The sequence below is a fragment of the Sphingobium sp. Z007 genome, from assembly GCF_900013425.1.
Lineage (GTDB): Bacteria > Pseudomonadota > Alphaproteobacteria > Sphingomonadales > Sphingomonadaceae > Sphingobium.
Map to the genome: position 1 here is coordinate 125511 of NZ_FBXK01000003.1, position 21477 is coordinate 146987.

General features: G+C 61.1%; 22 protein-coding genes. 18 read left to right on the forward strand and 4 right to left on the reverse strand.

What is annotated here, in order from left to right; translation table 11 throughout:
- The first annotated feature begins 461 nt into the window (after positions 1-461).
- From CEQ44_RS07465 to CEQ44_RS07475, 3 genes are all read left to right on the forward strand, one after another.
- Positions 462-815 (forward strand): hypothetical protein, encoded by a 354-nt coding sequence (locus CEQ44_RS07465; protein ID WP_088185093.1) that lies wholly within the window; start codon positions 462-464, stop codon positions 813-815.
- Positions 816-2562: 1747 nt separating this feature from the next.
- Complete coding sequence (locus tag CEQ44_RS07470; RefSeq protein ID WP_088185092.1) at positions 2563-2829, forward strand: hypothetical protein; 267 nt, start codon at positions 2563-2565, stop codon at positions 2827-2829.
- 11 nt (positions 2830-2840) lie between these two features.
- Complete coding sequence (locus CEQ44_RS07475; protein WP_088185091.1) at positions 2841-3341, forward strand: SRPBCC domain-containing protein; 501 nt, start codon at positions 2841-2843, stop codon at positions 3339-3341.
- A 332-nt stretch (positions 3342-3673) separates the two neighbouring features.
- On the opposite strand, the gene CEQ44_RS07480 is transcribed toward CEQ44_RS07475, so the two are convergent.
- On the reverse strand, positions 3674-4033 hold the full coding sequence (locus CEQ44_RS07480) for an IS30 family transposase (RefSeq protein WP_179212565.1): 360 nt from the start codon (positions 4031-4033) through the stop codon (positions 3674-3676).
- Between the two features lie 100 nt (positions 4034-4133).
- Here CEQ44_RS07480 and istA point away from each other — a divergent pair, with 100 nt between their 5' ends.
- From istA to CEQ44_RS07545, 13 genes are all read left to right on the forward strand, one after another.
- Positions 4134-5660, forward strand: a complete 1527-nt coding sequence (gene istA, locus CEQ44_RS07485; RefSeq protein ID WP_088185354.1) for an IS21 family transposase — start codon at positions 4134-4136, stop codon at positions 5658-5660.
- A complete protein-coding gene (gene istB, locus CEQ44_RS07490) occupies positions 5650-6429 on the forward strand; it encodes an IS21-like element helper ATPase IstB (RefSeq protein ID WP_088185355.1) in 780 nt (259 codons plus the stop codon). The genes istA and istB overlap by 11 nt, the downstream gene beginning before the upstream one ends.
- Positions 6430-6582: 153 nt before the next feature.
- Entirely contained in the window at positions 6583-7269 is a 687-nt protein-coding gene (locus CEQ44_RS07495; protein ID WP_010405693.1) for a type-F conjugative transfer system protein TrbI, read from the forward strand.
- The gene (locus CEQ44_RS07500; protein WP_088183800.1) at positions 7250-7786 is read left to right on the forward strand and encodes a S26 family signal peptidase; all 537 of its coding nucleotides are present in this window, start codon (positions 7250-7252) and stop codon (positions 7784-7786) included. The genes CEQ44_RS07495 and CEQ44_RS07500 overlap by 20 nt, the downstream gene beginning before the upstream one ends.
- Positions 7783-8439 (forward strand): type-F conjugative transfer system protein TraW, encoded by a 657-nt coding sequence (gene traW / locus CEQ44_RS07505; protein WP_088183802.1) that lies wholly within the window; start codon positions 7783-7785, stop codon positions 8437-8439. Before CEQ44_RS07500 ends, traW begins: the two co-directional genes overlap by 4 nt.
- Positions 8439-8708 carry a hypothetical protein gene (locus CEQ44_RS07510; RefSeq protein ID WP_088183803.1) on the forward strand — a complete coding sequence of 90 codons (270 nt, stop codon included), beginning with the start codon at positions 8439-8441 and terminating at the stop codon, positions 8706-8708. The genes traW and CEQ44_RS07510 overlap by 1 nt, the downstream gene beginning before the upstream one ends.
- Positions 8705-9727, forward strand: a complete 1023-nt coding sequence (gene traU / locus CEQ44_RS07515; protein ID WP_088183804.1) for a conjugal transfer pilus assembly protein TraU — start codon at positions 8705-8707, stop codon at positions 9725-9727. The genes CEQ44_RS07510 and traU overlap by 4 nt, the downstream gene beginning before the upstream one ends.
- Positions 9728-9737: 10 nt before the next feature.
- Positions 9738-10481, forward strand: coding sequence for a type-F conjugative transfer system pilin assembly protein TrbC (gene trbC / locus CEQ44_RS07520; RefSeq protein WP_088183805.1), 744 nt, complete (start codon positions 9738-9740; stop codon positions 10479-10481).
- Positions 10478-12313 (forward strand): conjugal transfer protein TraN, encoded by a 1836-nt coding sequence (locus CEQ44_RS07525; protein WP_088183806.1) that lies wholly within the window; start codon positions 10478-10480, stop codon positions 12311-12313. The genes trbC and CEQ44_RS07525 overlap by 4 nt, the downstream gene beginning before the upstream one ends.
- Before the next feature lie 40 nt (positions 12314-12353).
- The gene (locus CEQ44_RS07530; RefSeq protein WP_254914393.1) at positions 12354-12683 is read left to right on the forward strand and encodes a hypothetical protein; all 330 of its coding nucleotides are present in this window, start codon (positions 12354-12356) and stop codon (positions 12681-12683) included.
- A 231-nt stretch (positions 12684-12914) separates the two neighbouring features.
- The gene (locus CEQ44_RS07535; protein WP_088183808.1) at positions 12915-13718 is read left to right on the forward strand and encodes a conjugal transfer protein TraF; all 804 of its coding nucleotides are present in this window, start codon (positions 12915-12917) and stop codon (positions 13716-13718) included.
- 65 nt (positions 13719-13783) lie between these two features.
- The gene (locus tag CEQ44_RS07540; protein ID WP_088183809.1) at positions 13784-15184 is read left to right on the forward strand and encodes a conjugal transfer protein TraH; all 1401 of its coding nucleotides are present in this window, start codon (positions 13784-13786) and stop codon (positions 15182-15184) included.
- Between the two features lie 18 nt (positions 15185-15202).
- Positions 15203-18013, forward strand: a complete 2811-nt coding sequence (locus tag CEQ44_RS07545; RefSeq protein ID WP_088183810.1) for a conjugal transfer protein TraG N-terminal domain-containing protein — start codon at positions 15203-15205, stop codon at positions 18011-18013.
- Positions 18014-18021: 8 nt separating this feature from the next.
- Here the strand turns inward: CEQ44_RS07545 and CEQ44_RS07550 are convergent, their stop codons facing one another.
- Positions 18022-18234, reverse strand: coding sequence for a hypothetical protein (locus tag CEQ44_RS07550; RefSeq protein WP_019054651.1), 213 nt, complete (start codon positions 18232-18234; stop codon positions 18022-18024).
- Positions 18235-18553: 319 nt separating this feature from the next.
- On the opposite strand from CEQ44_RS07550, the gene CEQ44_RS07555 reads away from it, so the two are divergent.
- Both CEQ44_RS07555 and CEQ44_RS07560 read left to right on the forward strand, forming a co-directional pair.
- Complete coding sequence (locus CEQ44_RS07555) at positions 18554-19117, forward strand: hypothetical protein (protein ID WP_019054650.1); 564 nt, start codon at positions 18554-18556, stop codon at positions 19115-19117.
- A 23-nt stretch (positions 19118-19140) separates the two neighbouring features.
- Positions 19141-19710, forward strand: coding sequence for an RES family NAD+ phosphorylase (locus CEQ44_RS07560; protein WP_088183811.1), 570 nt, complete (start codon positions 19141-19143; stop codon positions 19708-19710).
- Between the two features lie 15 nt (positions 19711-19725).
- On the opposite strand, the gene CEQ44_RS07565 is transcribed toward CEQ44_RS07560, so the two are convergent.
- Both CEQ44_RS07565 and CEQ44_RS07570 read right to left on the reverse strand, forming a co-directional pair.
- The gene (locus CEQ44_RS07565) at positions 19726-20514 is read right to left on the reverse strand and encodes a Fic family protein (RefSeq protein ID WP_255209816.1); all 789 of its coding nucleotides are present in this window, start codon (positions 20512-20514) and stop codon (positions 19726-19728) included.
- Positions 20462-21463: a site-specific integrase gene (locus tag CEQ44_RS07570; RefSeq protein ID WP_088183812.1), complete on the reverse strand. Its 1002-nt coding sequence runs from the start codon at positions 21461-21463 to the stop codon at positions 20462-20464. The genes CEQ44_RS07565 and CEQ44_RS07570 overlap by 53 nt, the downstream gene beginning before the upstream one ends.
- Positions 21464-21477: the final 14 nt, after the last annotated feature.

Consider the following 21477-nt stretch of genomic DNA (forward strand, 5'->3'; position numbering starts at 1 on the left):
GGCGAAATTTGCGCCTTGGGCTTTTGGCGGCTGCTCAGTGGAACCAGCCTCATATGCCTGAAATTTTCTCGGCCGCGCTTTTTATATCCGTTTTGGTGGAACCACCTCGGCAGCGACCAGAGGATGGTTTCAGATGTCGGCTTGCGCAGTTTTTGCGTCGATGAGACGATCTCAGAATCATTCGGGGGAGGCGGACCGCACCCGTGAGATCATGGCAGACGGCGAGCGAGCACGCGGGCGATCCTATTGGCAAGCGGTGCTACTGCGCCGTATTATGCTTTTTCGCAGGCTATTGTTCGCCATTCTCTTTGCGATTATTATCTTCTCACTTTCCGGCCAGGGCCGAGAGGGCTCGCCGTGTGTGTCATGGTGGGCGGCGACTTTTGCTGCGGGAACTTTGGAGTTCATTGCCGGATATTTCATAGCTGGCATCGTCGTATCGGTAATTACCATCCAAAAGAATGGACCATTCGAAGCCGATCTCGGGCCGAGACTTGGCTTGCTCGGCGCGGCAGGGGGTTTTTCCGCACTTCTCGCTGCGGTATCTCTCATCGGGCAGCGATGTTCATGACGATCTGGTCATGCTCGCAAACTATCATCAGGAGTCAGACTATGTCGTCCGATTTAGGGAATATGAATTACAGCGCGCGGAGTACACGCCGCGCAAACTTGCTCGTCTTGTGCCTTGCGTTGCTTGCATTGCCCGCCTGTTCAAACAAGGGCAACGAGATTCCGACGGACAAGGCGTCTGGCGCTGGCAGCACGCCATCGCTCCCGCCATCGATCTCAGCAAGTCATACCTACCGGTGCAATGACAACAGCCTGGTTTTCATCGATTTCATGAGTGACGGCACGACCCTCGACCTTCGCGGATCCAAGGCAGCGGCGCCCGCCCGGATGACTGCACCGGCGCCTGGAATGCCATTTGTTGGCGATGAGGCTACGGCGACGGTCAACAATAAAACGATAGTTCTGCAACAATATAAGAAACCAAGCAGGACATGCCGGCGGGATTGAAGTTTGCACCGAAGGGCCCCTTGCTAAAGTTTCGAAAACGTGTGTGTCGGGCACAGCTATCAGCGAGGAAACGACATGGTTAAAGAGGCTTGGATAGCGGATTGTGCGACTGGCTCTCACCGACCGGATGGTAACATCGACCGTGAAGTCACAGGCATTCAGCGCTCGCGTTGTCGAGCTTGTGGCTGCGCATTGATGCGGACCGCGGCGATGCCCCGCTGGTATTTTTCTGGCCTCCTCGGCTGACCGCCCCCAAACTAATGACTGGTCAGGCTAATTTTGACGTGTGCGTCAGGCTATCGATGGGCTTGATCGCTTCGCTGTGAATGGAAGGCGGCTTCGGTTAAACTCAATGATTAAAACGACGTAATCTCCGGTTCACGCTGACGTCATACTAGCGGGCCATATTTGGAAAGGGAATACAGCCGCTGGGTTTTCGAGCAGATGGACGGCGAACCCTCGAACGTGGGCAGCAAAGCTGGTCCGGCTTTTAAAGCTTCCGCATTTTGGCTGTCCGGGAGGCATGCGAAAGGTATGGATGATTCAAAGTGCGCGATGCGGCCGAAGAGGTTTGGGCGAACTTAGCCCGGCAGACAAACTTATTATTGGCGCCTCGCGCCTGTGGAAGCTGCTTCGTGCTGAGAACGCTGCGACGCTTCCCGGACTTCACGGGCGGCTCGCTCCCGTGGGAGGCGATATGCTGGCCGTGCCGCTGGACGACTTTTTCAAGCAGATCGCAGCGTGGTGCATTTGCCCTCACGGGTCGAGGATAAGGCACTCTGACCAGCTGTCGTGCGTCGAGGTTGCCACCCTCGACCTACTTCATGCTGCCTGTTCCTCTGATTTGCCCACGCGTTGTTCGAAATGGAATGGGTCATCGCTGCGAGCTCTCTCAGCGTATGTCTTGCGCCTGCAATTCGCTACTGAACTCAAACTTCGGTTTTAAAAGGGCTTTGCGCCTTCGGGTCTGTCTGGAGCGCACCGTACCGACGCGCATCACAGTCCCCAAGTGCGAACGTCGTCTTGGCTCACGCCAGTTCAAAGCGTGGGGACGGCAGACCGCAGTTTGGGCCGCGCGTTGCACGACTTTAACATCGAGATTATCTGTGCCAACTCCCCACCTGCCAAGCGGCAGGCGAAGACGGAACATCGCTGTCTCGCCGACGCCCGCGAGAGTCATCTCTAACTTGCGGGGAGCGACATCTCCAAGTTGCGGTTACAATCTCGATATTCGACGTCGCTTGCCCCGCTCTCTGCGCTGGTTGAAGCGACTGTTCGGCAATTCGGATTTCGCTGGTTCGCTGTCGCACAATGTCGATCTGAACCGGCGCGCGAAGAACGCTCTCATGCTCACCACCAACCCAGCGCGTTGGATAGAGGACATCATTGAAGCATGGCGTTGTATGGACCCTATCCACGCCGCTTGTATCCGAACCGTGTTGGGGTGCCTTGGGACCGGATCCGAAATCATATCCGACCAGGTGTCGACCGTCGATCGCGTGCGGGTGCTCACGGATTGGCGGCCGGTTCACCCATGCCGTCCGGATGTCCGATGATCCCGACGCGATGTTCACTGTCAATCGCCAGCGTCGTGAAGCCCTATCGAGCCAGGATATGCTGACGGCGCGCTTGGCCTACACCATGGCGTTCGACAGGCTCGCGCGCTTCTTGACGGACAAGCTGGCGAACGTGCCGGTTCATTCAGTCCTCGGCAGATCGATTGCGTGGTGGCGGGCGTGTCGGGCGCGCTATAGAATGGACATGGGAGTGATCGCTCGCGCCAGAGCTGGCGCGCGACCAGCTAACATTTGAACGGAGGTTCAATGATTTCGGTGCATGCACAGGTCGATATCGCAGCGTCGCCGGAAAGAGTCTGGCGGGTATTGATGAACTTCGCGCGCTATCGCAATTGGCACCCTTATGTCGAAATGGAGGGCGTAGCTATCCTGGGAGGCGAGATGGGTTTCTCCTTTCGGAACAAGTCCGACGCGCCGCGGGGCTGGAAAACTGAGGTGACAGTTACGCAGATGGAGCCGTCTTCGAACTTCGCCTTCAAGTTCGGCATCGCCGGCCTTTTTACGATTGAGCAGTGGTACTCCCTCGAAGAAATTCCTGACGGCACGCGCGTGACACATGGTTCGAACTACGGAGGATTTTTGCCGACCATTTCCGCAAGATTTATTCGCAAGCGCCTGCTCTCCGTTCACCAGGTCGCGATCGAACGGCTCGCTCGCGGCTTCGTCAAATCTAACAAGCCGCAACCGCAACGAGCGGCCAAGACGCCACCTAAACCGCGCAAGGGCTTCCGCGGCTACAGGCGGTGACCGACCTTCGGCGGCGGCGGTCGCCGGACGATTCCAGGGCATAGCTGCCCACAAGGTGGGCTCGATCCGGGCTTCGGATAAGTGAGGGTTCCATATCGAAGTGCGACTTTCTGCAAAAACTGCCGTGTATTCCTAACGCCATCTACCTTGCCTTGTTCTGGGGCTTGCCCCAGATCCAGGCAATAAAATTCCACCTCCGCTGCCAGTCGCCTCAGCCTGAGCTGCGAACACTTCAAGGGGGCTGCAACAATTGAGGCACTTGCGTGGCGTGTGGCTCATTCGCTCGGTGACGGCGCCGAGCTCCTCGTCAGATAATAAGGCGAGGTCGGTGCCTAGCGGCAAGAACCGGCGGATGCGGCCGTTGCTGTTTTCGACGCTGCCTTTTGCCATGGTGCCGAGGGCTGACAGAAAAAGCTCTCGATACCGAGGGCTTGTTTAAGCAACGGGTAGCGCGAGAACTCCCTGCCGCGATCAAAAGTGATGCTGCGTCGTAAGTGGGCGGGAAGGGCGCGTAGCTCCCGCTGGACGCCATCGATCACGCCGACCGAGTGACGGCTCGGTTTTCGGATCAGCACCGCGTAGCGGCTCCGCCGTTCGATCAGCGACGTTAGGTTGGCTTTGCCGTATTCCCGGCTGAACAACACCAGATCACCTTCCCAATGCCCGTATGTGCCCCGATTGTTGATTTCCACTGAGATGTGACCCGGGAGGGGCATAAATTTCCACTGAGAAGTGACCCATGTTCTGACCTTCCCCTGGCTGATTGCAGCGGGGGATCAAGGAGTGATCTACATGGCGCTATTGAGTGTAATCCGGCGTTGGCACTTTCGGGAGAAGATGCCGATCCGTGAGATTGAGCGGCGCACAGGATTGTCGCGCAACACGATCCGCAAGTATCTGCGCGCGGGCACGGTAGAACCGCAGTTCAAGATTCCCGACCGACCGAGCAAGCTGGACCCCTATGCTGAGAAGCTGTCGGGGTGGCTGCGGATCGAGGCCGGCAAGTCGCGCAAACAGAAGCGCACAGCCAAGCAGATGCACGCCGATCTGGTGTCTTTGGGCTATGATGGGTCCTATGGCCGTGTCGCGGCGTTTGTGCGGGCCTGGAAGGCTGGCCGGCAGATTGAGCAGCAGACCAGCGGGCGCGGAACATTCGTGCCGTTGGTCTTCCAGTCCGGTGAGGCATTTCAGTTCGACTGGAGTGAAGACTGGGCCATTCTTGGTGGCGAGCGCGTCAAGTTACAGGCGGCGCATACCAAGCTGTCGCACAGCAAGGCCTTCATCGTGCGGGCCTATCCGCTCCAGACCCACGAGATGCTGTTCGACGCGCTGACCCAGGCGTTCCGCGTTCTTGGCGGGGTTCCGCAACGCGGGATCTTCGATAATATGAAGACCGCGGTTGACCGGATCGGTAGCGGCAAGGCGCGACAGGTCAACGCCCGGTTTGCAGCGATGGCCAGCCATTATCTGTTTGAGCCTGAGTTTTGTAACCCAGCATCAGGGTGGGAGAAGGGACAGGTCGAGAAGAACGTTCAGGATGCGCGGCGCAGACTGTGGCAGCGTTTGCCGAGCTTCCCGGATATCCATGCGCTCAACGCTTGGCTCGAGGAACAGTGTATCGCGCAATGGGGTGATATCCAGCATGGCAGCTTGCCCGGCACAGTTGCCGATGTTCATGCTGGGGAGGTCGGCAACCTGATGCAGTTGGGGCGGCCATTTGATGGCTTTGTCGAGCACACCAAGCGGGTGTCGCCGATCTGCCTCATCCACTTCGAGCGCAACCGCTACAGCGTGCCCGCCTCGTTCGCCAACCGCCCGGTCAGTGTCAGGATCTATCCTGAGCGGATCGTGGTCGCCGCCGAGGGGCAGATCCTGTGTGAGCATAACCGGATCATTGAGCGATCTCACCACAGTGGCGGGCGGACGATCTATGACTGGCGGCATTATCTGGCGGTGATCCAGCGCAAGCCGGGCGCGCTGCGCAATGGTGCGCCGTTCACGCAGTTGCCAGAGGCCTTTAAACAGCTACAAAGCCAGCTTCTGCGGCGCCCCGGCGGTGATCGGGAGATGGCCGAGATCCTGGCGCTCGTGCTGCAGCATGACGAGCAGGCGGTGCTGTGCGCGGTCGAACTGGCGCTTGAGGCAGGCGTCGCTACCAAGACTCATGTTCTCAACCTTCTGCACCGTCTGACTGACGGTAAGGCGCCTCCCGCGCCCCCGATCGATGCGCCCCAGGCACTGCGTCTTGCCCAGGAGCCACTCGCCGATGTCGGGCGTTATGACGCCCTCCGTAATGGAGGGCTGCGCCATGCGTCATGACCCTGCCAGCGCCGCTGTTGTCGTCATGCTCAAGGCGCTCAAGATGTATGGCATGGCCCAGGCAGTCGGAGACCTCATCGAGCAAGGTGCCCCAGCCTTCGACGCTGCCGTGCCGATCATCTCCCAACTGCTGAAGGCCGAAATGGCTGAGCGGGAGGTCCGCTCGATCGCTTACCAGATCAAGGCAGCCCGGTTCCCGGCCTACAAGGATCTGGCCGGGTTCGACTTCGCCTCAAGCGAGGTCAATGAAGCTATGGTCCGGCAACTGCATGGCGGCGAATTTATCGATGGCGGTGATAACGTCGTGCTGATCGGCGGTCCTGGCACGGGGAAATCCCATATCGCCACTGCGCTGGGCGTCCAGGCCGTCGAGCATCACCGCAAGAAGGTCCGGTTCTTCGCCACGGTCGACCTGGTCAACGCCCTCGAACAGGAAAAGGTCATGAACAAGGCCGGCCAGCTCGCTGAGCGCTTGCTGCGCCTCGATCTCATCATCCTCGACGAGCTCGGATATCTACCGTTCAGCCCATCAGGTGGCGCGCTGCTGTTCCATCTGCTCAGCAAACTCTATGAGCGCACCAGCGTGATCATCACCACAAATCTCAGCTTCAGCGAATGGGCTGGCGTGTTTGGCGATGCAAAAATGACCACTGCGCTGCTGGATCGGCTCACCCACCACTGCCACATCATCGAGACCGGCAATGACAGCTTCCGGTTCAAAGCCAGCTCCGCAGTCTCCAAAACACGAAAGGAAAAATCACCAGCTTGACCCTCGTCCCGCAACGCGGGACACACCTTCCACCCGGGTCACTTCTCGATGAAAATCCCGGGTCATATCTCAGTGGAAATCAACAGGCGGCCATCATCACCTTCCGCCGGGATCGCATCCTGCCCGACCGCACGCAGGAAGGGACCCGCGATCATGGCTGATCAACCCGAACTCGACCTCCCGCCCGCACCTCCCGCGTCCCAAGCCGCGCTTCCAAAGCGCCGGGTTGGCTTTGGAGGCTTCACGCGACAGCAGATCATCATCGGCCTGGTCATGTTGGCGCTGTTGATCTGGGGGATGTGGGTCACGCGCGCTCTCACGGCGCCGAAGCAGGATCACATCGTCTCGGCCAGGCTGTCGGCGCTGGTGGGCGATTATGTCGAGGCCCAGCGATTTTCGGGCTCACCGCCCGATCGGGTCCAGGCCGAGATGAGGGCTTTCATGTCTTCGCTCGACAAGGAGCTGCAACGCCGGAGCGAGGGCGGGCAAGTCGTGCTGGTCGGCGAGGCGGTCCTCACCAAGAATGTGCCGGACATCACGGAGAGCCTGAAGAAGGCGGTGTTCGCGTCCGGGGTTCCGGAGCCGAAACGCGTTTCCGTCGAGCAGCTGCAGCGCATGCAGGAGCTGTCGGCCGCTCAGGCTGCTCTCATCGCCGCGCGGCAACCGCCCTTGGCACCGTCGGGACAGATCGACCCTATGGCTGGTGCGCAGGCGATCTCTCCGCAGGATCCGTCCGCCAGCGGTTCGTTCGCGCAACCGTTGCCGCAGCCGGCGCCTGGGCAGGTGTCCGGACCGTCGGTCTCAACCTTTGGAGGCCCCGATGGCAACGGCGGTCAGTGAGCTCTCCGCCCCACGCTGGCGGCCGCGCAAGCGCCTGTGGGCGATGCTGCTCGTTGCGCTCGTCGGAACGGGGCTAGTTAGTGCGATGAGCTCATGGCGCGACGGCCACGTCTTCCTCATCAACGCGAGCGATTCCCTCCCCAATTGGGCTTTCCTCATCCGCCGGCACCAACCGCCGGCGCGCGGCGACTACGTGTTCTTCGATCCGCCGCAGAGCGCGCTTCTGCGCCGCCATTTTGGGACGAAACCTCAGATGTTCGGCAAGATCGTCTATGGCATGCCGGGCGATGTGGTCGCGCACCGCGGAATGGTCGTGACGATCAACGGCAAGCCCATCGGGCAGATGAAACCGCTCACGCGCTTTGGCGAGCCACTGACGCCGGGCGCGGAGGGCGCGATCCCCTCGGGTTGCTATTATGCCGGGTCTCCCCACCGCGATGGGTTCGACAGCCGTTACGCCGAAATCGGTTTCGTCTGCGGCCGCCAGATTGTCGGTGTCGGGGAGCCCGTGCTGTGAAGCGGCTGATCGGCGTTGGTGGAGCGGCCGTGCTCCTCGGTATAGCCGCCTTTGCCATGAGCCCTGCGCGCATCGAGGCGCGTGACTATGGGCAGACTGGCCAGGCCTTCCCGGTCATCGAGCCGGATCTGCTTTCGACGATCGAAGCGCGGTTGAAACGCGCTGAGGCGACCGGCGAACTCGCGCGCACCAACGAGATGTTCGCCAAGCGCGTCGAAGCGAAGGTTCGGCGACCCACTCCCGTTGCGGGTCTTTCACCTGCGACCGAGACCAGAGACTGGACCTATGACCCGACTGTCCAGCTCGAGCACGATATTCGTGACCAGAAGGGCAACCTCATCGGCCGCGCCGGACAGCGCATCAATCCGCTCGACTTCGTCGCGATCAAACAGGCGCTCGTGTTCGTCGATGGCGACGATGCAAATCAGATCGCCTGGGCCACGAGCCGGTACACCGATCTCAATGCCAAGATCATTTTCGTCAGCGGCTCGCCAATCGAGGAGATGACGAACCGGAAACGCCGCTTCTACTTCGACCAGGAGGGCAAGCTCACCTCACGTTTCGGCATCGAACATACGCCCGCGGTCGTGCAGCAGAACGGCCGCGTGATGCGCGTGTCCGAGCAGGCGCTCAAGAAGGGGAGGGCCGGTTGATGCCGCTTTGGCTCGACCTTCTTCGCACGCCGATGGCTGCGCCGGAGACCCCTGCGCTTCGTCGCATGCGGTTCACCTGGCAAGCGCTATGCCTCACTTGCGCCCTCGTCGTTGGTCTCTTCTCGCCGCTGCGCCACGCGATTGGCCGCGTGGCGCCAATCGGCGCCGCCCTGATCCTGTTCGCGACCGCCGCACACACCTGTCTTTACCTGCTCCGAAAGCAGCGCGCCGACCGAGCTTTCCTTGAAAGCGTGGGAGGGGGCGAATGACCGGGCTGCCTCGCCGCCTCTTCGGCCTCTTCGCGTTCTTGCTTGCGATGATCGCTCTGGCGCCCCCGGCAACCGCGGCCGGGCCGACCTGCAATGGCAAGTTCGTCAATCCGATCACCGATGTTTGTTGGTCCTGCCTCTTTCCGCTCTCCGTCGGCGCCTTGAAGATTTGGCCGAGCAGCCGCCCCGATCCCAGCAATCCCGCATCGCCCATCTGCGCCTGCGCCGACCCGCTCCCGCGCATCGGCATATCGGTCGGGTTCTGGGAGCCGGCGCGCCTCGCGGACGTGACGATGAAGCCGTGGTGTTTCCCCAACCTTGGCGGCATCCGGATCGCGCCAGGGTTCGATATCGGTCAGGGCTATCTGACCGGGCCGTCCATGGTCGGCGGCCGCTCCCAAAGTACGGCAAAATGGCACGTCCACTGGTATGTCTATCCGCTTCTCTACTGGATGGAGATCCTGACCGACTTCGCCTGTTTCGAGCAGGCGTCGTTCGATATCGCCTACATGACCGAGGTTGACCCGCTCTGGCAGGATGACTCGCTGGCAGCGCTCATCAATCCTGAGGCGATCGTGTTCGCCAATCCCATCGCGCAGGCTGCCTGCGCCGGCGACTGTATCGCCGGCACCGTCCATCTGCCGCTCGATCCGCTATTCTGGTGCGCCGGCTGTCAGGGCTCGATGTATCCGCTCAACGGGAACATCCCCTCCTCGATCGGGCACGTCCAATCCTCGCGTCTCGCGCTCTCGCGGTTCGCGTTCAAGATGCACCGCGAGGCGCTTGCCTGGGGGACGATGGGATCGGCCGGGCTCTGCAAGAAGTACCTCATGCCGATCATGCGGAAGCAGCAATACCGCTTCCAGATGGTCAATCCGATTCCGACCGTCAGCGGGCGCTTCGCCTGCTCCGCTATCGGTGCTTCCACCATGCCGCCCGACGCTGGACGTGCCTATCCCGCCGGCGGCGAGGACATGGGCTACCTCGTCTGGCGCAAGCGCAATTGCTGCGTGCTCTAGGGGTCTGACGATGCGCTATCTCACCATCGGCATCCTCGCCGTCCTTGGTACCGCTGGCGTGTCGGCGCTGCTCGCGCAGACCGTCGACGGCTTAGACGTCCAGGCGATCAAGAAGCATTCGGCTGATCTCGCCGCCGAAGCGCAAGCCTTCGTCGACCAGGTCAAGGACAGGGGCGATCAGTTCCGGGAGGAAGCCGCTCAGGTCCACGAGGGCGGCACCGAAAATATGCGCAAGGTTGCGACGATTGATCTTCCAAAGGGTCCGGCAGGACCGGTCGACTTCGACGAGATCGTGAAGGGCGCGTCCCAGAATGTGAACGCAAAGGGTGGGGAGGCGCCGCAGTTCATCGTCTTCGCAAGCCTGTCTATGCCCGACGCGACGCTGAAACAGCTCGTGCGAGACACCTCAAGCGCTGGCGGCGTGGTCGTGTTCAGAGGCTTTCCGAACAATTCGGCGAAGGAGTTCGTGACGCGGCTCGGCAAGGTTGTCGACAAGGGGCAGTTCGCCAGCATTGGCATCGATCCCCGACTTTTCCGCGCGTTCGATGTTCAAGCCGTTCCAACCTACATCACGGTCTCGTCCGACTTCGACCTATGCGCCGGCTTCTCCTGTCAGACCAAGGTGCCGCCTTATGACCGCATGATCGGCAACGTGACGGTTGAATATGCTCTTTCGACCTTCGCCGAGGGAAGTGGCCCAGGCGCGCGCGTGGCCGCGGTGGCGCTCTCGAACATGAAGGGCGATCGGCAATGATCGCGCGGCGCCTCTTGGGAGGATTGTGCGCGCTGCTGCTCACGACTGAGCCCGTCGCCGCGCAGGAGATGACGGTCGACCAAGCCCGTGCCGAGGGCAGGGCTATGGCCCAGGAGAAACGGAACGATTCCTCGCTGGTTCCGTCGAGCGACGCGCAGGCTGCGGCCGTTCCCGGCTACACAGGCACCAGCCAGCCACAGACGACCTATTATGACGACCCAGACAAGCTCGTCGCAGACGCCCAGGCGCTGAAGTCATCAGACCAAAGCTACCGGGTCACAACCGACGCCGATCACACCCGCGCGACATTCAGCAACGCCGAGATCCTGGCGACGACGGACCGCGCAACGACCGTCGAAAGCGACCCTTCGGCCTATCTTGCAGGCGAGGCATATAGCAGCACCAGCGGGAGCTGCACGCCGCTTCCGCCGGGCTCAGGAACGAGCGGATACTACGAGGCCACATGCAACCAAGGAACTAAGATCGAGCAGGAGCCCCGATCGTGCTCGATCACGATGGTGCCCGAGACCACGACAGTCGACGCGTACAAGTTTTTCGTTGTGCCAAATGGTGCTTACGGCACCCCCTTTGCGCGATATGATGCGATGGCGCCGCATTTGGCTTCAGGTGTCTGCCGACCGACGGGCGTCGTGATGCAGGCTTGTCAGGCGCACAGGATTTACGGCGTTTCGACCAACAAATTCTGCGACGACTATAATGCGACCGAATATGTCTGCTCTGAGAATCTGACCGATCTCTCCCTCCTTCCAAGCCCGATCACCGGCCAAGGCTGGCACGCCAAGACGACCGAAACGCAGGTGACGACCAAAAGGGTCGATGGATGCGGAGCCATGGCCGGAGATACGATGTGCACGGCTGATCCGGCCGGGGAAGTCTGCACAGAGGGTCCCGAGACCCGGATCATCGAAGGCGTGCCTGTGACGCCGTCGTGCTGGGCGTGGAAGCGCACCTTCACCTGCAACGTCATGTCGGCGGGCAACGATTGCGGGGATTTGGAGAGCAATCGGTCGTGCACGTTCCTCCGTGAAGATTGCCTTGATGACCCGCAGAGTGGGGCCTGCAAGGTCGCGGAGAAAGTGTATCGCTGCCCGACCCCTTCGAGCACGGTCGGGGGCGACAAGCAGTATATATGTGGGGACGACGTCTACTGCATCAACGGCGATTGCGAGCCGATCGTCCGCGAGGCGTCGACCGAGTTCAGGGACGCGCTCGTCGGCCTTCATGCACTCGATCAAGCCGGCAAGGAGTTCAACGAAGCCGATTTCAAGGTTTTCACCGGCACACGCGAGACCTGCCACAAACCCGTATTCGGCTTAATCAACTGCTGCGCGGGAAAGGTGTCCGGCCTCGTGCCGCTGGGTGCTGGTGCAGCAGCGCTCGCCGGCGGACCGGCCGCGATCGCCGCCTTCGCCACGCCGTTCCTTGTCCTGTTCGCATGTAGCCAGGACGAGATGAAGCTCGACATCAAAGATCGGATGGGCCTTTGCCATAATCTCGGCAGCTATTGCTCATCGAGCTTCCTCGGGATCTGTTCGACCAAGCGAACCGCCTATTGCTGCTTCGAGAGCAAGCTTTCGCGCGTCCTGCAAGAGCAGGGCCGCCCGCAGCTCGGCAAGCCTTGGGGTAGCGCGAAAAAGGAGCAGTGTCAGGGCTTCACGGTCGACGAGTTCGCGAGACTCGACCTGTCGGTGATGGATTTCACCGACGTTTATTCCGACTTCATGGATGCAGCGAAGCTGCCCGATGAGGTCCAGACGATGTCCGAAATTCAGGACAAGATTCAGGACTATTATGATCTTCACGGCAAATGATCGTCGGCCGGCCGCGTCAGGCGCCCGGCACGAGTGGGACATGTCAGTCTTCGAGCTGGCGATTTTCGTTGGCACGGATCGCGCCAAGACGCCCGCGCGCGCTGACTTCTTGTCCGAGTTCCTAGCCGGCTGGCTCGACTGCAAGATCGGGGTCGAAGACATCGATCGAGCACTTGCGAACATGATCGGTAGCGGATGGCTGGCGATGGTCGGAGAGCGGTTGATGCCGACGGAGGAAGGCCACCGCGCCGCCGGTGTGTTGCTCAATGGAGTGATCGGGATGGTCGACCAAGCGGATGCTGCTGAAAGGCGCTTCGCCAATGTGCGTCGTGCTGAGGCTCGCAAAAAGGGAATCGGATCATGGTTTTGACGTTCGTTCAGCTGCCGGCGCTGATCGCACTGCTGTCAGCTTTGCCGCCAGCGAAGCCGGCCACACCACGCGGCTGTGGAGCCGCTGCCGCCCCCAGTGATGTCGATTGCTGCATCCACTTTGCGCTCTGGGACGGCCAAGCCGCGCATTCCCAGCGGCCTTCGCCCTTCGCCCAAACGGCTCCATCCGATGAAAGGACGTCCGGCGATGAAAAGGCTCGCTAGGCTTTCGATGCTCCTGCTGGGCTTGTCGTCAGTGAGCACGGCGGTTCCGCTCCGAGCCCAAGAAACTACCGTCGCTCGCGATGCGATCGAGCAAGACGTACCGGACGATTTCTATTGTGGAGAGCGTAGGCTCGGCCAGTGGTTCTATTGCGTGAAGCCGAAGCCGACCGAGGCCCCGCTCAGCGCCGCGGCCGAGCCGCAGGTGAGCGCGGCCGATCGGATCGCGGCCATCGGCAGGCAGCTCGACGAATTGAAGGCGCGCGCGATCCTCGAGCCGAGCGAGGCCAACGTCATTGCCTATGTTCGCTTTCAACGTGAGCAGCTCGACCGCGCGTCGACCTTCTCCGACACCTGGCAGCGGGCGCTCTGGCAGAACCCCGATCTCGACTACACGCTTCAACGACCTGTCTCGACGGTCGGCAAGCGCCTCTGGCTCGACAACCGCAAGGCGGACCGGGATGAGGTCTTGACTAACCTTGGGCAGCGGTACGGCTTGTTCTATTTCTACGCGCAGAGCTGCGGCGCCTGCGAGGTGTTTGCGCCGATCCTCCGTTCGGTCACCGACAGCCACAGGATGACGGTGATGGCCGTCTCGATGGACGGCGGCCCGAACCGCGAATTTCCCAACTATGTGGTCGATTCTGGCCAACGAGCTCGGATGGGCGTGCCCGGCAATGAAACGCCGGCGCTTGTCCTGTTCGACACGCAGACGAAGCGGACGATTCCGGTCGGTTACGGCGTGCTCAGCGCCGATGAGATCATGGATCGCATCTTTATGCTGACCAACACGAAGGTGGGGAGCGATTATTGATGGAACAGGCACCAGAGATGGGGCGGCGGCGCCCTTTCCGCAGGAAGATGGCGGCGTGCCTTGCAATGGTGGCTGCCTCGCATTTCTCCTTGATCGGCGTGGCCCGGGCCGACGTCGCCTCACAGATGAATGGCTTCTTCAACGACGCTGGTGGTGCCGCGAATGTGACGGGGCCAACGGCCTTCCAGGGCCAGTCTGCAGGCTATTATTCGCTCGGGAATGTCTGGACCCGCTTCCCCCAGAAGAGCGTTTCGCCGTTCAATCTGCAATTGCCGAGCGCACGCGCCGGTTGTGGCGGTATTGACCTCTTCAGCGGCAGCTTTTCCTTCATCAACGCCTCCGAGATCGTCGCCATGTTGAAGGCGACGGCGAACAATGCGCTCGGTTTCGCCTTCAAGCTCGCCATCGATTCCGTGTCGCCGGAAATCGGGAAGGTGATGGATGAGTTCAGCCAGAAGGCACAGCTCCTCAACCAGATGAACATCTCGAGCTGCGAAACCGCGCAAGCGCTGGTCGGCGGCATCTGGCCGCAAATGGACTCCACCCGTTCGACGATCTGCGAAGCGGTCGGCAACAGCCAGGGCGTTTTTTCGGATTGGGCCGCGTCCCGCCAAGGCTGCAACAACGGCAACAAGCGGGATGCCACGATTGCTGGCAACACCGACGCCAACATGAAGGATCAGCTTGTCGGTGAACCCCATAATTATACGTGGGAGGCGCTGAAGAAATCGGCCAAGTTCGGCGCCTTCGACCAATCCTTTTCCGAATACATCATGACGCTGGTCGGCACTGTCGTGACCCAGCCTTCCACGGATCCGTCGGTGGGCGGCAAGGTCGTGATGTTCGGTCCGGCGGAAGAGGCCGTTGTCACGGCGCTGCTCGACGGCACGGCCGACGCGCCGGCGGTCAAGATGCTCAAATGCAATGACACCGACTGCTACGATGTCGGCGAGCAGACCCTGACCGTTCCGGCGTCGTCCGCGCTCCGGCCGCGGATTGCCGGCATGATCAAATCGATGAGCAGCAAGATCCGCACGGATACCGCGCTTGATGCGGCCGAGAAGCAGCTTCTGAACATTGCGACCGTCCCGATCTACAAGATCCTCGCCGTTCAGGCCTACGCACACTACGCGCTGACCGATGGCGAGATCGAAACGCTGTCGGAGATCGTTGCCGTCGACCTGTTGGCTGCTATGCTGGACAACATGCTTGATCGCGTCGAGCAGGCTCAGACGCATTATCAGACGTTTGACCAGGCGACCGCCAATCAGTGGAAACAGCAGATCGCTGCGACGCGCCAGAAGTTTGCCCAGCGAGATGTAAAGCTCTCGAACAAGCTGCAGGTCACCATGCAGATCATCGATCGCAGCATCATGCTCGAGTCCACCCTCCAGAACTCGATGACGCCGGGGATGTCGTCCGCGCTCAATTTCTCGCGCGGGCTCAATGCACAAGGGCTGAACTAGGGCAGGGGAGCTGCGGCGATGGTGGAGGTCTTCACGGTTGGGGGTGGCGAGTATCTCGTCAACACCTTCAACGCCGTCGCTGCCTGGTCGGGGGGCGGGGGATACCGATCCCTGCTCCGCGTCGTGATGGTGATGGGCCTGATCTACTCGTTGCTTGTCGTCGCGTTCACGCTCAACTTTCGAGCCTGGCTGAACTGGTTCCTGCAATCGACGCTGATTTATCTTTGCCTGATGGTGCCGACGATCGATGTGAAGGTGACCGATCGGATCAACCCGTCGCTGGCACCGGCAACGGTTGCGAACGTACCGCTCGGGCTTGGGGTGCTTGCGAGTTTCACGACCCAGATTGGTGATTGGCTGACACGGACCGCCGAGACTGTCTTCGTCATGCCGGGCGAACTCAATTACTCGAGCAATGGCATGGTCTACGGCGCGCGTCTGTACGACGCGACCCGCAACTTCGTCATCCGCGACGCTGAGTTTTCGACGAACCTGGAAGAGCACTTCAAGAAATGTCTGTTTGGCGATGTGATGCTTTACCGCAAATCGCTCACGGTCCTTGCGCAGTCGAAAGACCTTTGGACGGACATCGGACCAGGATCGGAAGCTCGATCGCAGGAGTGGCTGGAGCGCCAGGGCGACGGCACCGTGAACAGCGCGATCGTCACCTGCCGGCAGGCCTACGATATGCTCAACGCCCAATGGGCGCCAATGATCGAGGCAAACACGCCGCTTTGGGGCAAGGAACTCTATCCCAAGCTGAGCAACTCGCTCGCGGCCGACAAGCTCAAACACGATCTCCCGATCGCGAACGCTGCCTTTACCGGATCAGCCAGCAACTATTCTGACTCGATGCGACAGAACACGGCCATCAACGCATTCATGCAAGCACGAAACAGCATGGCGGGCGGGTCCGGCGCGGCAACAATCGATACCTTCGCGCAGACGCGCGCGGACATACAGGCTCGCAACACCTACAATTCGATCGCTCAGCAGGCGATGGCCTGGGTGCCGATTTTGAACATCGTCCTGACGGTTGTCTTCTTCGCGATGTTCCCGGTGATCTTCCCGTTGTTCCTCATGCCCCAAACGGGGCTGACGACGTTGAAGGGCTACGCGATGGGGTTCTTCTACCTCGCCGCATGGGGACCGCTGTACGTCATTCTCCATATGATCTGCATGACGAGGGCGGAGGCGGCTGCGGCCGGTGTTGCCAGCGGCGGCGTGACGCTTGGCACCTATGCCGGCATAGGTGCAGTGAATGGGGAGACGGCGACGATCGCCGGCTTCATGCTGATGAGCATCCCGTTCCTCGCTGCCGGCCTGGCTCGGGGAGCCATGTCGATTGCAGGGCAGGCGACGTCGATGCTCGCGCCCGCGCAGAATGCAGCGGAGGCGGCCGCGCTCGAACAGACGACGGGCAATTATTCCTATGGGAATGTGAGCTGGGCAAATTCCACGTCGAACATGCGTCAGAGCGATCAGTGGACGACGGCTCCGAGCTACATGGGCGGCGCGACCAGCGTCGGCTGGCGGCAGGATAACGGCGCGGTCGTGTCTGGCTTCGGCAATGGTCAGGAGGTGTTCGACACCAGCGGCGCAATCTCGCGGCTAGGGTTCACGCCAACGATGAACTCCGGAACGGTGGCAGAGTGGCGGGAGATGGCGAGCCAAGCGCATCGCCAGGCACAGGCGTTCGAAAATGCCGCCCAAGAGATCTTGACCAGCACGCACACCAATCGGAGTGCCTTTGGAACCTCGACAGAACGCTCTTCGGGCTTCGAATCTGGTGCCGGTAGTTCCGCAAATACCAACGTCGAGAAGTTTGATCGGACGACCGGCTCAAGCTCACAGAGCCTGGAAGAGCGCTCGTCGACCGGCCAGAGTCAGCGGATCTCCGAAGGTCACGATCGGCAGGCGCAAACCGTGGACTCAGTAACCGGCGGTCTTAGTGGGCAGGTCGGTGGAGGTGCCGGTCGGGGCGCTCCGCAAAAGGGGCGACTTGGCGGTATTTTGGGCGCGGGTGGCTCCGTCGGCGTGAGCAAAACTGGAAGCCAACAGGACTCACTTCGTTATGCCACTGACCAGAGTAGATCCACGGATAGTTCGAGCTCGTCGTCGAGCGGCGTGCGCGATGAACACGCGAGCGGCACCGGAGCATCTACTTCCGACGGCACCTACGAACGGTCTGGTGTGTTCAGCCGGTCTTCCGCGACGTCCTCATCCTCGCAAAGCACTGAAGATTCCCTGGCCCAGGCTCGCTCCTACACGGAAGCGGCACGCAAGATGGAGGAGCTATCCGAGTCGCTCTCGCGTGACGCCAGCTTCGCTGAAACGCACGGAATGCAACTCAGCGAGAATCTGAGCCAGGATCTCGCTCAGTGGTACCGGCAGCAACAGCTGCTTCACCCGAACCTGGACGCGCCAGAGCTATGGTCGACGAACCTGACCGATCAGCAGCGCGCCGTAAGGTCGCAGATGATCCAGCAATGGTCTCAGGAAAAACGTGACGCACTGTGGGGTGAAATCCAAGGCAACATCTCCGAGCCGAATTTGGTGGATGTGCGCCGCACGGATGTAGGCGGGCCTGGGGATGTCCGAGCGTCTTATCGTCCGCACGGGGTTGAGCGGCTTGGCAGCGGAAGCCCGGGCGGCGACCCTAATGCCGCAGCAAGAATCATCGGCGAGGGTCGGGCCAGTCTGAACGACGACAGAGCTGCTGCAGAGGCCGCGCGAACCAATCGAGCTGGCGCAGCTGTTGATTTGCAGTCGGAGGTAAACCGGGATCAGAATCGGGGATTTTTTACTGATCCCAATCTAAGGAAGTGAACGAGCGGTCACCACGCAAACGCTAGGTAAACGCCGGTTCCGACCAGCAGCATTACCGATATGAGACTGCCGATCGCTTGGCCCGCAGTGAGGGGTTGGTCGTCGTCGACGCCCGTATTTAGCTGCTGACGCAACTGATATTCCGGCGTGTGTTCCTCCGGGATGAAGGTTGGTCCGCCGGGGTTATCCTTCGTCAGAAGATAGGTCGTCATATCGAACATGATCGAAGCTCCGAACGGCCGATTTTATACAGTGTTCGAAGTTTGTTCGCAATGGCCTCTTGCCAGTTATCGGGTTTATCGAAGCACGGTAGATCGCTCATCTGGTCCTACGAACGCTCGAATTAAGCCCCTCGGGCTGAGCATTTTGCCGCTCCTCCTTGCAGCTCGAGAGTGCCTCGTAGAGATGCAGCCAGCGCATTCCGAGGCGGCGATCCGCGCGGCAAGGACCAGCTTGCGAAGCCTTTGGTTGAAAACGTGTCCATTTCAGCATATATGGAACTGACTCAACAGGAATGATCGAATGGTTCGTCCGGCAAATATGGGATTCGTTGATGCGGATCGTGTCCTTCACGACCGCATTGTGGCAAGCACCGATCGCATCATCAAAATGATGCCGGCGGCGGCAAAGGCGGCCGCCATCAGCAGCATTGACGTCCCCAGCTTGGTCTTTCACCTGGCTCTTGGCATTCCAGCGGTCGAAACGGACAACCCGGAGGCCGCAGAGAGGATCACGAACGCCATCGCGTTCAAGCGACGGTTGATCGACGCGGCGGGAGGCGCGCTGACTGCGGAGAAGGTGCGCACCCTGCTTGGACACAAGACGATTCAGGCGGTCTATAAGGCGGTGAAAGATCGCCGACTGCTGATGGTCGAGGACAATGGGACGAAGCTGTTCCCGGTTTTTCAGTTCGACGGGAACGCGCTCCTCCCGGGAATTGCGAAAATCCTCAATGCCGCTCCGCAAACGTCTGGATGGGCCGTCCTGCAGTTCCTCGTCAGCGGTGATGAAGGCCTTGATGGAATGAGCCCGATCGCGCTTCTCAAAGGCAGCGACGCGGAGGTCGATCGCGTCGCGCGGTTCGCCCGCACGCTCGAAGATTGACGCCTGTGGCGGCGAAAGGTGAGATGCCGGTGGCGACGATCGCTACGGGCAGGGTGCTGCATCGGGTTCACGGCGCAACGGTGGCCGCCAGATGGTATGGCCGCAGGGACGCGACCTGGCGGTGGGACGATCCGGAAGGCAAGTTCGGGGTTCTCTACCTGGGAAAGTCGCTAGTCGGCCCCTTTGCGGAAGCGCTGCTGCGAACGCCGAAGGATCGCGATGTCCTTTGGGATCAGGTCGCCAGGAGACGCGCCGCAAACTTCACCACGACACGGCCTGTCCGCCTGGCCAAGGTCCATGGACCGGGCCTCGGCTGGTTCAAGACCACAACTGCCGGCGTCTCGGCCGATTTCGACCCGGTCGACAATCCGGGAGCCTATGTGGTGCCACAGCAGATCTCCGCAGAGATTTATAAGAGCACGAACCTCGACGGCATTCAGTACCGATCACGGTTCGATAGCGATGAACTCTGCATCGCGCTTTTCGACCGAGCCGATGCGGCGATCTCGTCGGGCGCGGAGGGCTTCCCCATTGGCAAAGACTGGACCCGGAAATTGCTCGCCAATCGTGGCTATAGGTTGGTCGAACTCTGAACCGAGCCCGGCCGCTTAGGGCGCAATGCCGCTCGCGGGCAGATCAAAGGGGCCAGCCAGCCACGAACTGAGATATTCGGCCACCATCGCGAGGAAATGCTCGCGCTGGTCGGGAGCGGATCGTGTGAACATCTCCAGTGGCCAGGCGAGCAGCCGATCAAACGAGCGCGGGTGGATGACGAAGCGGGCGGCAAGCGGGATTGCAAGTTCGGTAGCCGCGGCGGCAAACAGGGCTCGCTGAATATGACCGTTACCATCGAGAAACGGATGGATTTTGCCGAACCAGCAGAAAAGATGCGTCAGGGTCAGGAGCTGTATGAAAGGCGCAGCCGACCTGGCCGGCACCAGCTCGCGTCGGACCTCGGACAGCAGGAAATCGAGCGCCGCTGCGACCCTCTCCGGCTTTTCGAACGAGAAGCTCTTTTGCGGGCTGAGTATCTGCGATGCACCTGAGCGCCGCCGCTCGAGCGACGTCCCGACCGTTCCCCTGTAGGTGCCGGCATATTCGGCATAGCCGGGCGGCGTGAATCCGGCGAACAAGGCGCGGTGAAGGTCTCGAGGATCGGCCAGTATGGAAGAACGGTAGGCGGGGTCGATAAGGATGCGTTGTTGAAGAGCCATGCAGGCCTGCGTCATCGCCGCATCGTAATTGGGCATGATATAAGCCTGCCATTCTGGCGCTGCCGTCATTGCCAGCTCTTTCGAGGTCTCGAGTTTCGCTTTGAGGCCGGAATAGCGAGACAGTCCGGCATCACAAGAACTCCTCCCCCGCATGGTCGTCGAACATTGCGGCATCGCGGACATAGCCAGCGACTGTGTCGAGCGACTTGTGGCGCGAGTGGTCCTTCATCTTGAACAGGTTCGCGCGCTTAGCGGCCGCCTCGGTAAGGAAGCCCGCGCGCAGGGAATGCCCGGAGAACAGGATTGGATCGAACCCTGCCGCCGATGCGCAGGCTTTGACCAGACGGGCCACGGTCTTGTCGGTGATCGGGTCGGCCGTCAGCACGTTCCCACGGGTCAACCGACGAAACACCGGGCCTGTCCGGGGCTTGCCGGTGGCGGGATCAAAGCCGATCAGATCGGCGGCCTCGAGCCAGTCGTTGAGGAGGCTCACCGGCCGGATATGTCGGCCTTCAGGGATTGCAATCTCCTGGCCCTCGGCTTCCTGATCGCCTTTCGAACGGGGAATCACTATCCGCACGCCCGAGGTTTCGAATTCGAGATCGGGCAAGAGCATGGCGGCGATTTCCGAACGGCGAAACGCACCCGCCATGCCGACCGCCAGGATCGCGCGATCGCGCTTGGCGCGCAGACCTGCGCCCGTGATCGTCGCGAGCAGGGCGGTGAGGACGTCCGCCGCTGCTGGCGCTTTCTGATCCTTCTTCCGCGCATATTTGCGGCGTACGCCCGCCATCATCTGCGCGATGACGCCGGCGGCGTCGCGCGCTATGGGCGGGGCAAGACCCGCCTCCTTGTGGTGATGGTTGATCGCCGCGACGCGGCGGCCGATCGTGACCGGCGCGATGCCGGCCTCCGCCTCGACATGCGCGAACAGCGCGACGATGTCGGGGTGCGCGGGCAACGCTTCGACATTACGCGCGTCACAAAAGTCGCAGAAGCGTTCCCAGTCCGAAGCATAGGCTTTCTGCGTGGAGCTTGCCTTGGATGCCGCCAGCGTGTCGCGCGCGCCTTCGATCTCGGCAAGGAGGTCAGCCGGAAGGTTGGTCGAGATCGGGAGGAGGTCGCGAGCCATCGCATCCAGATTAG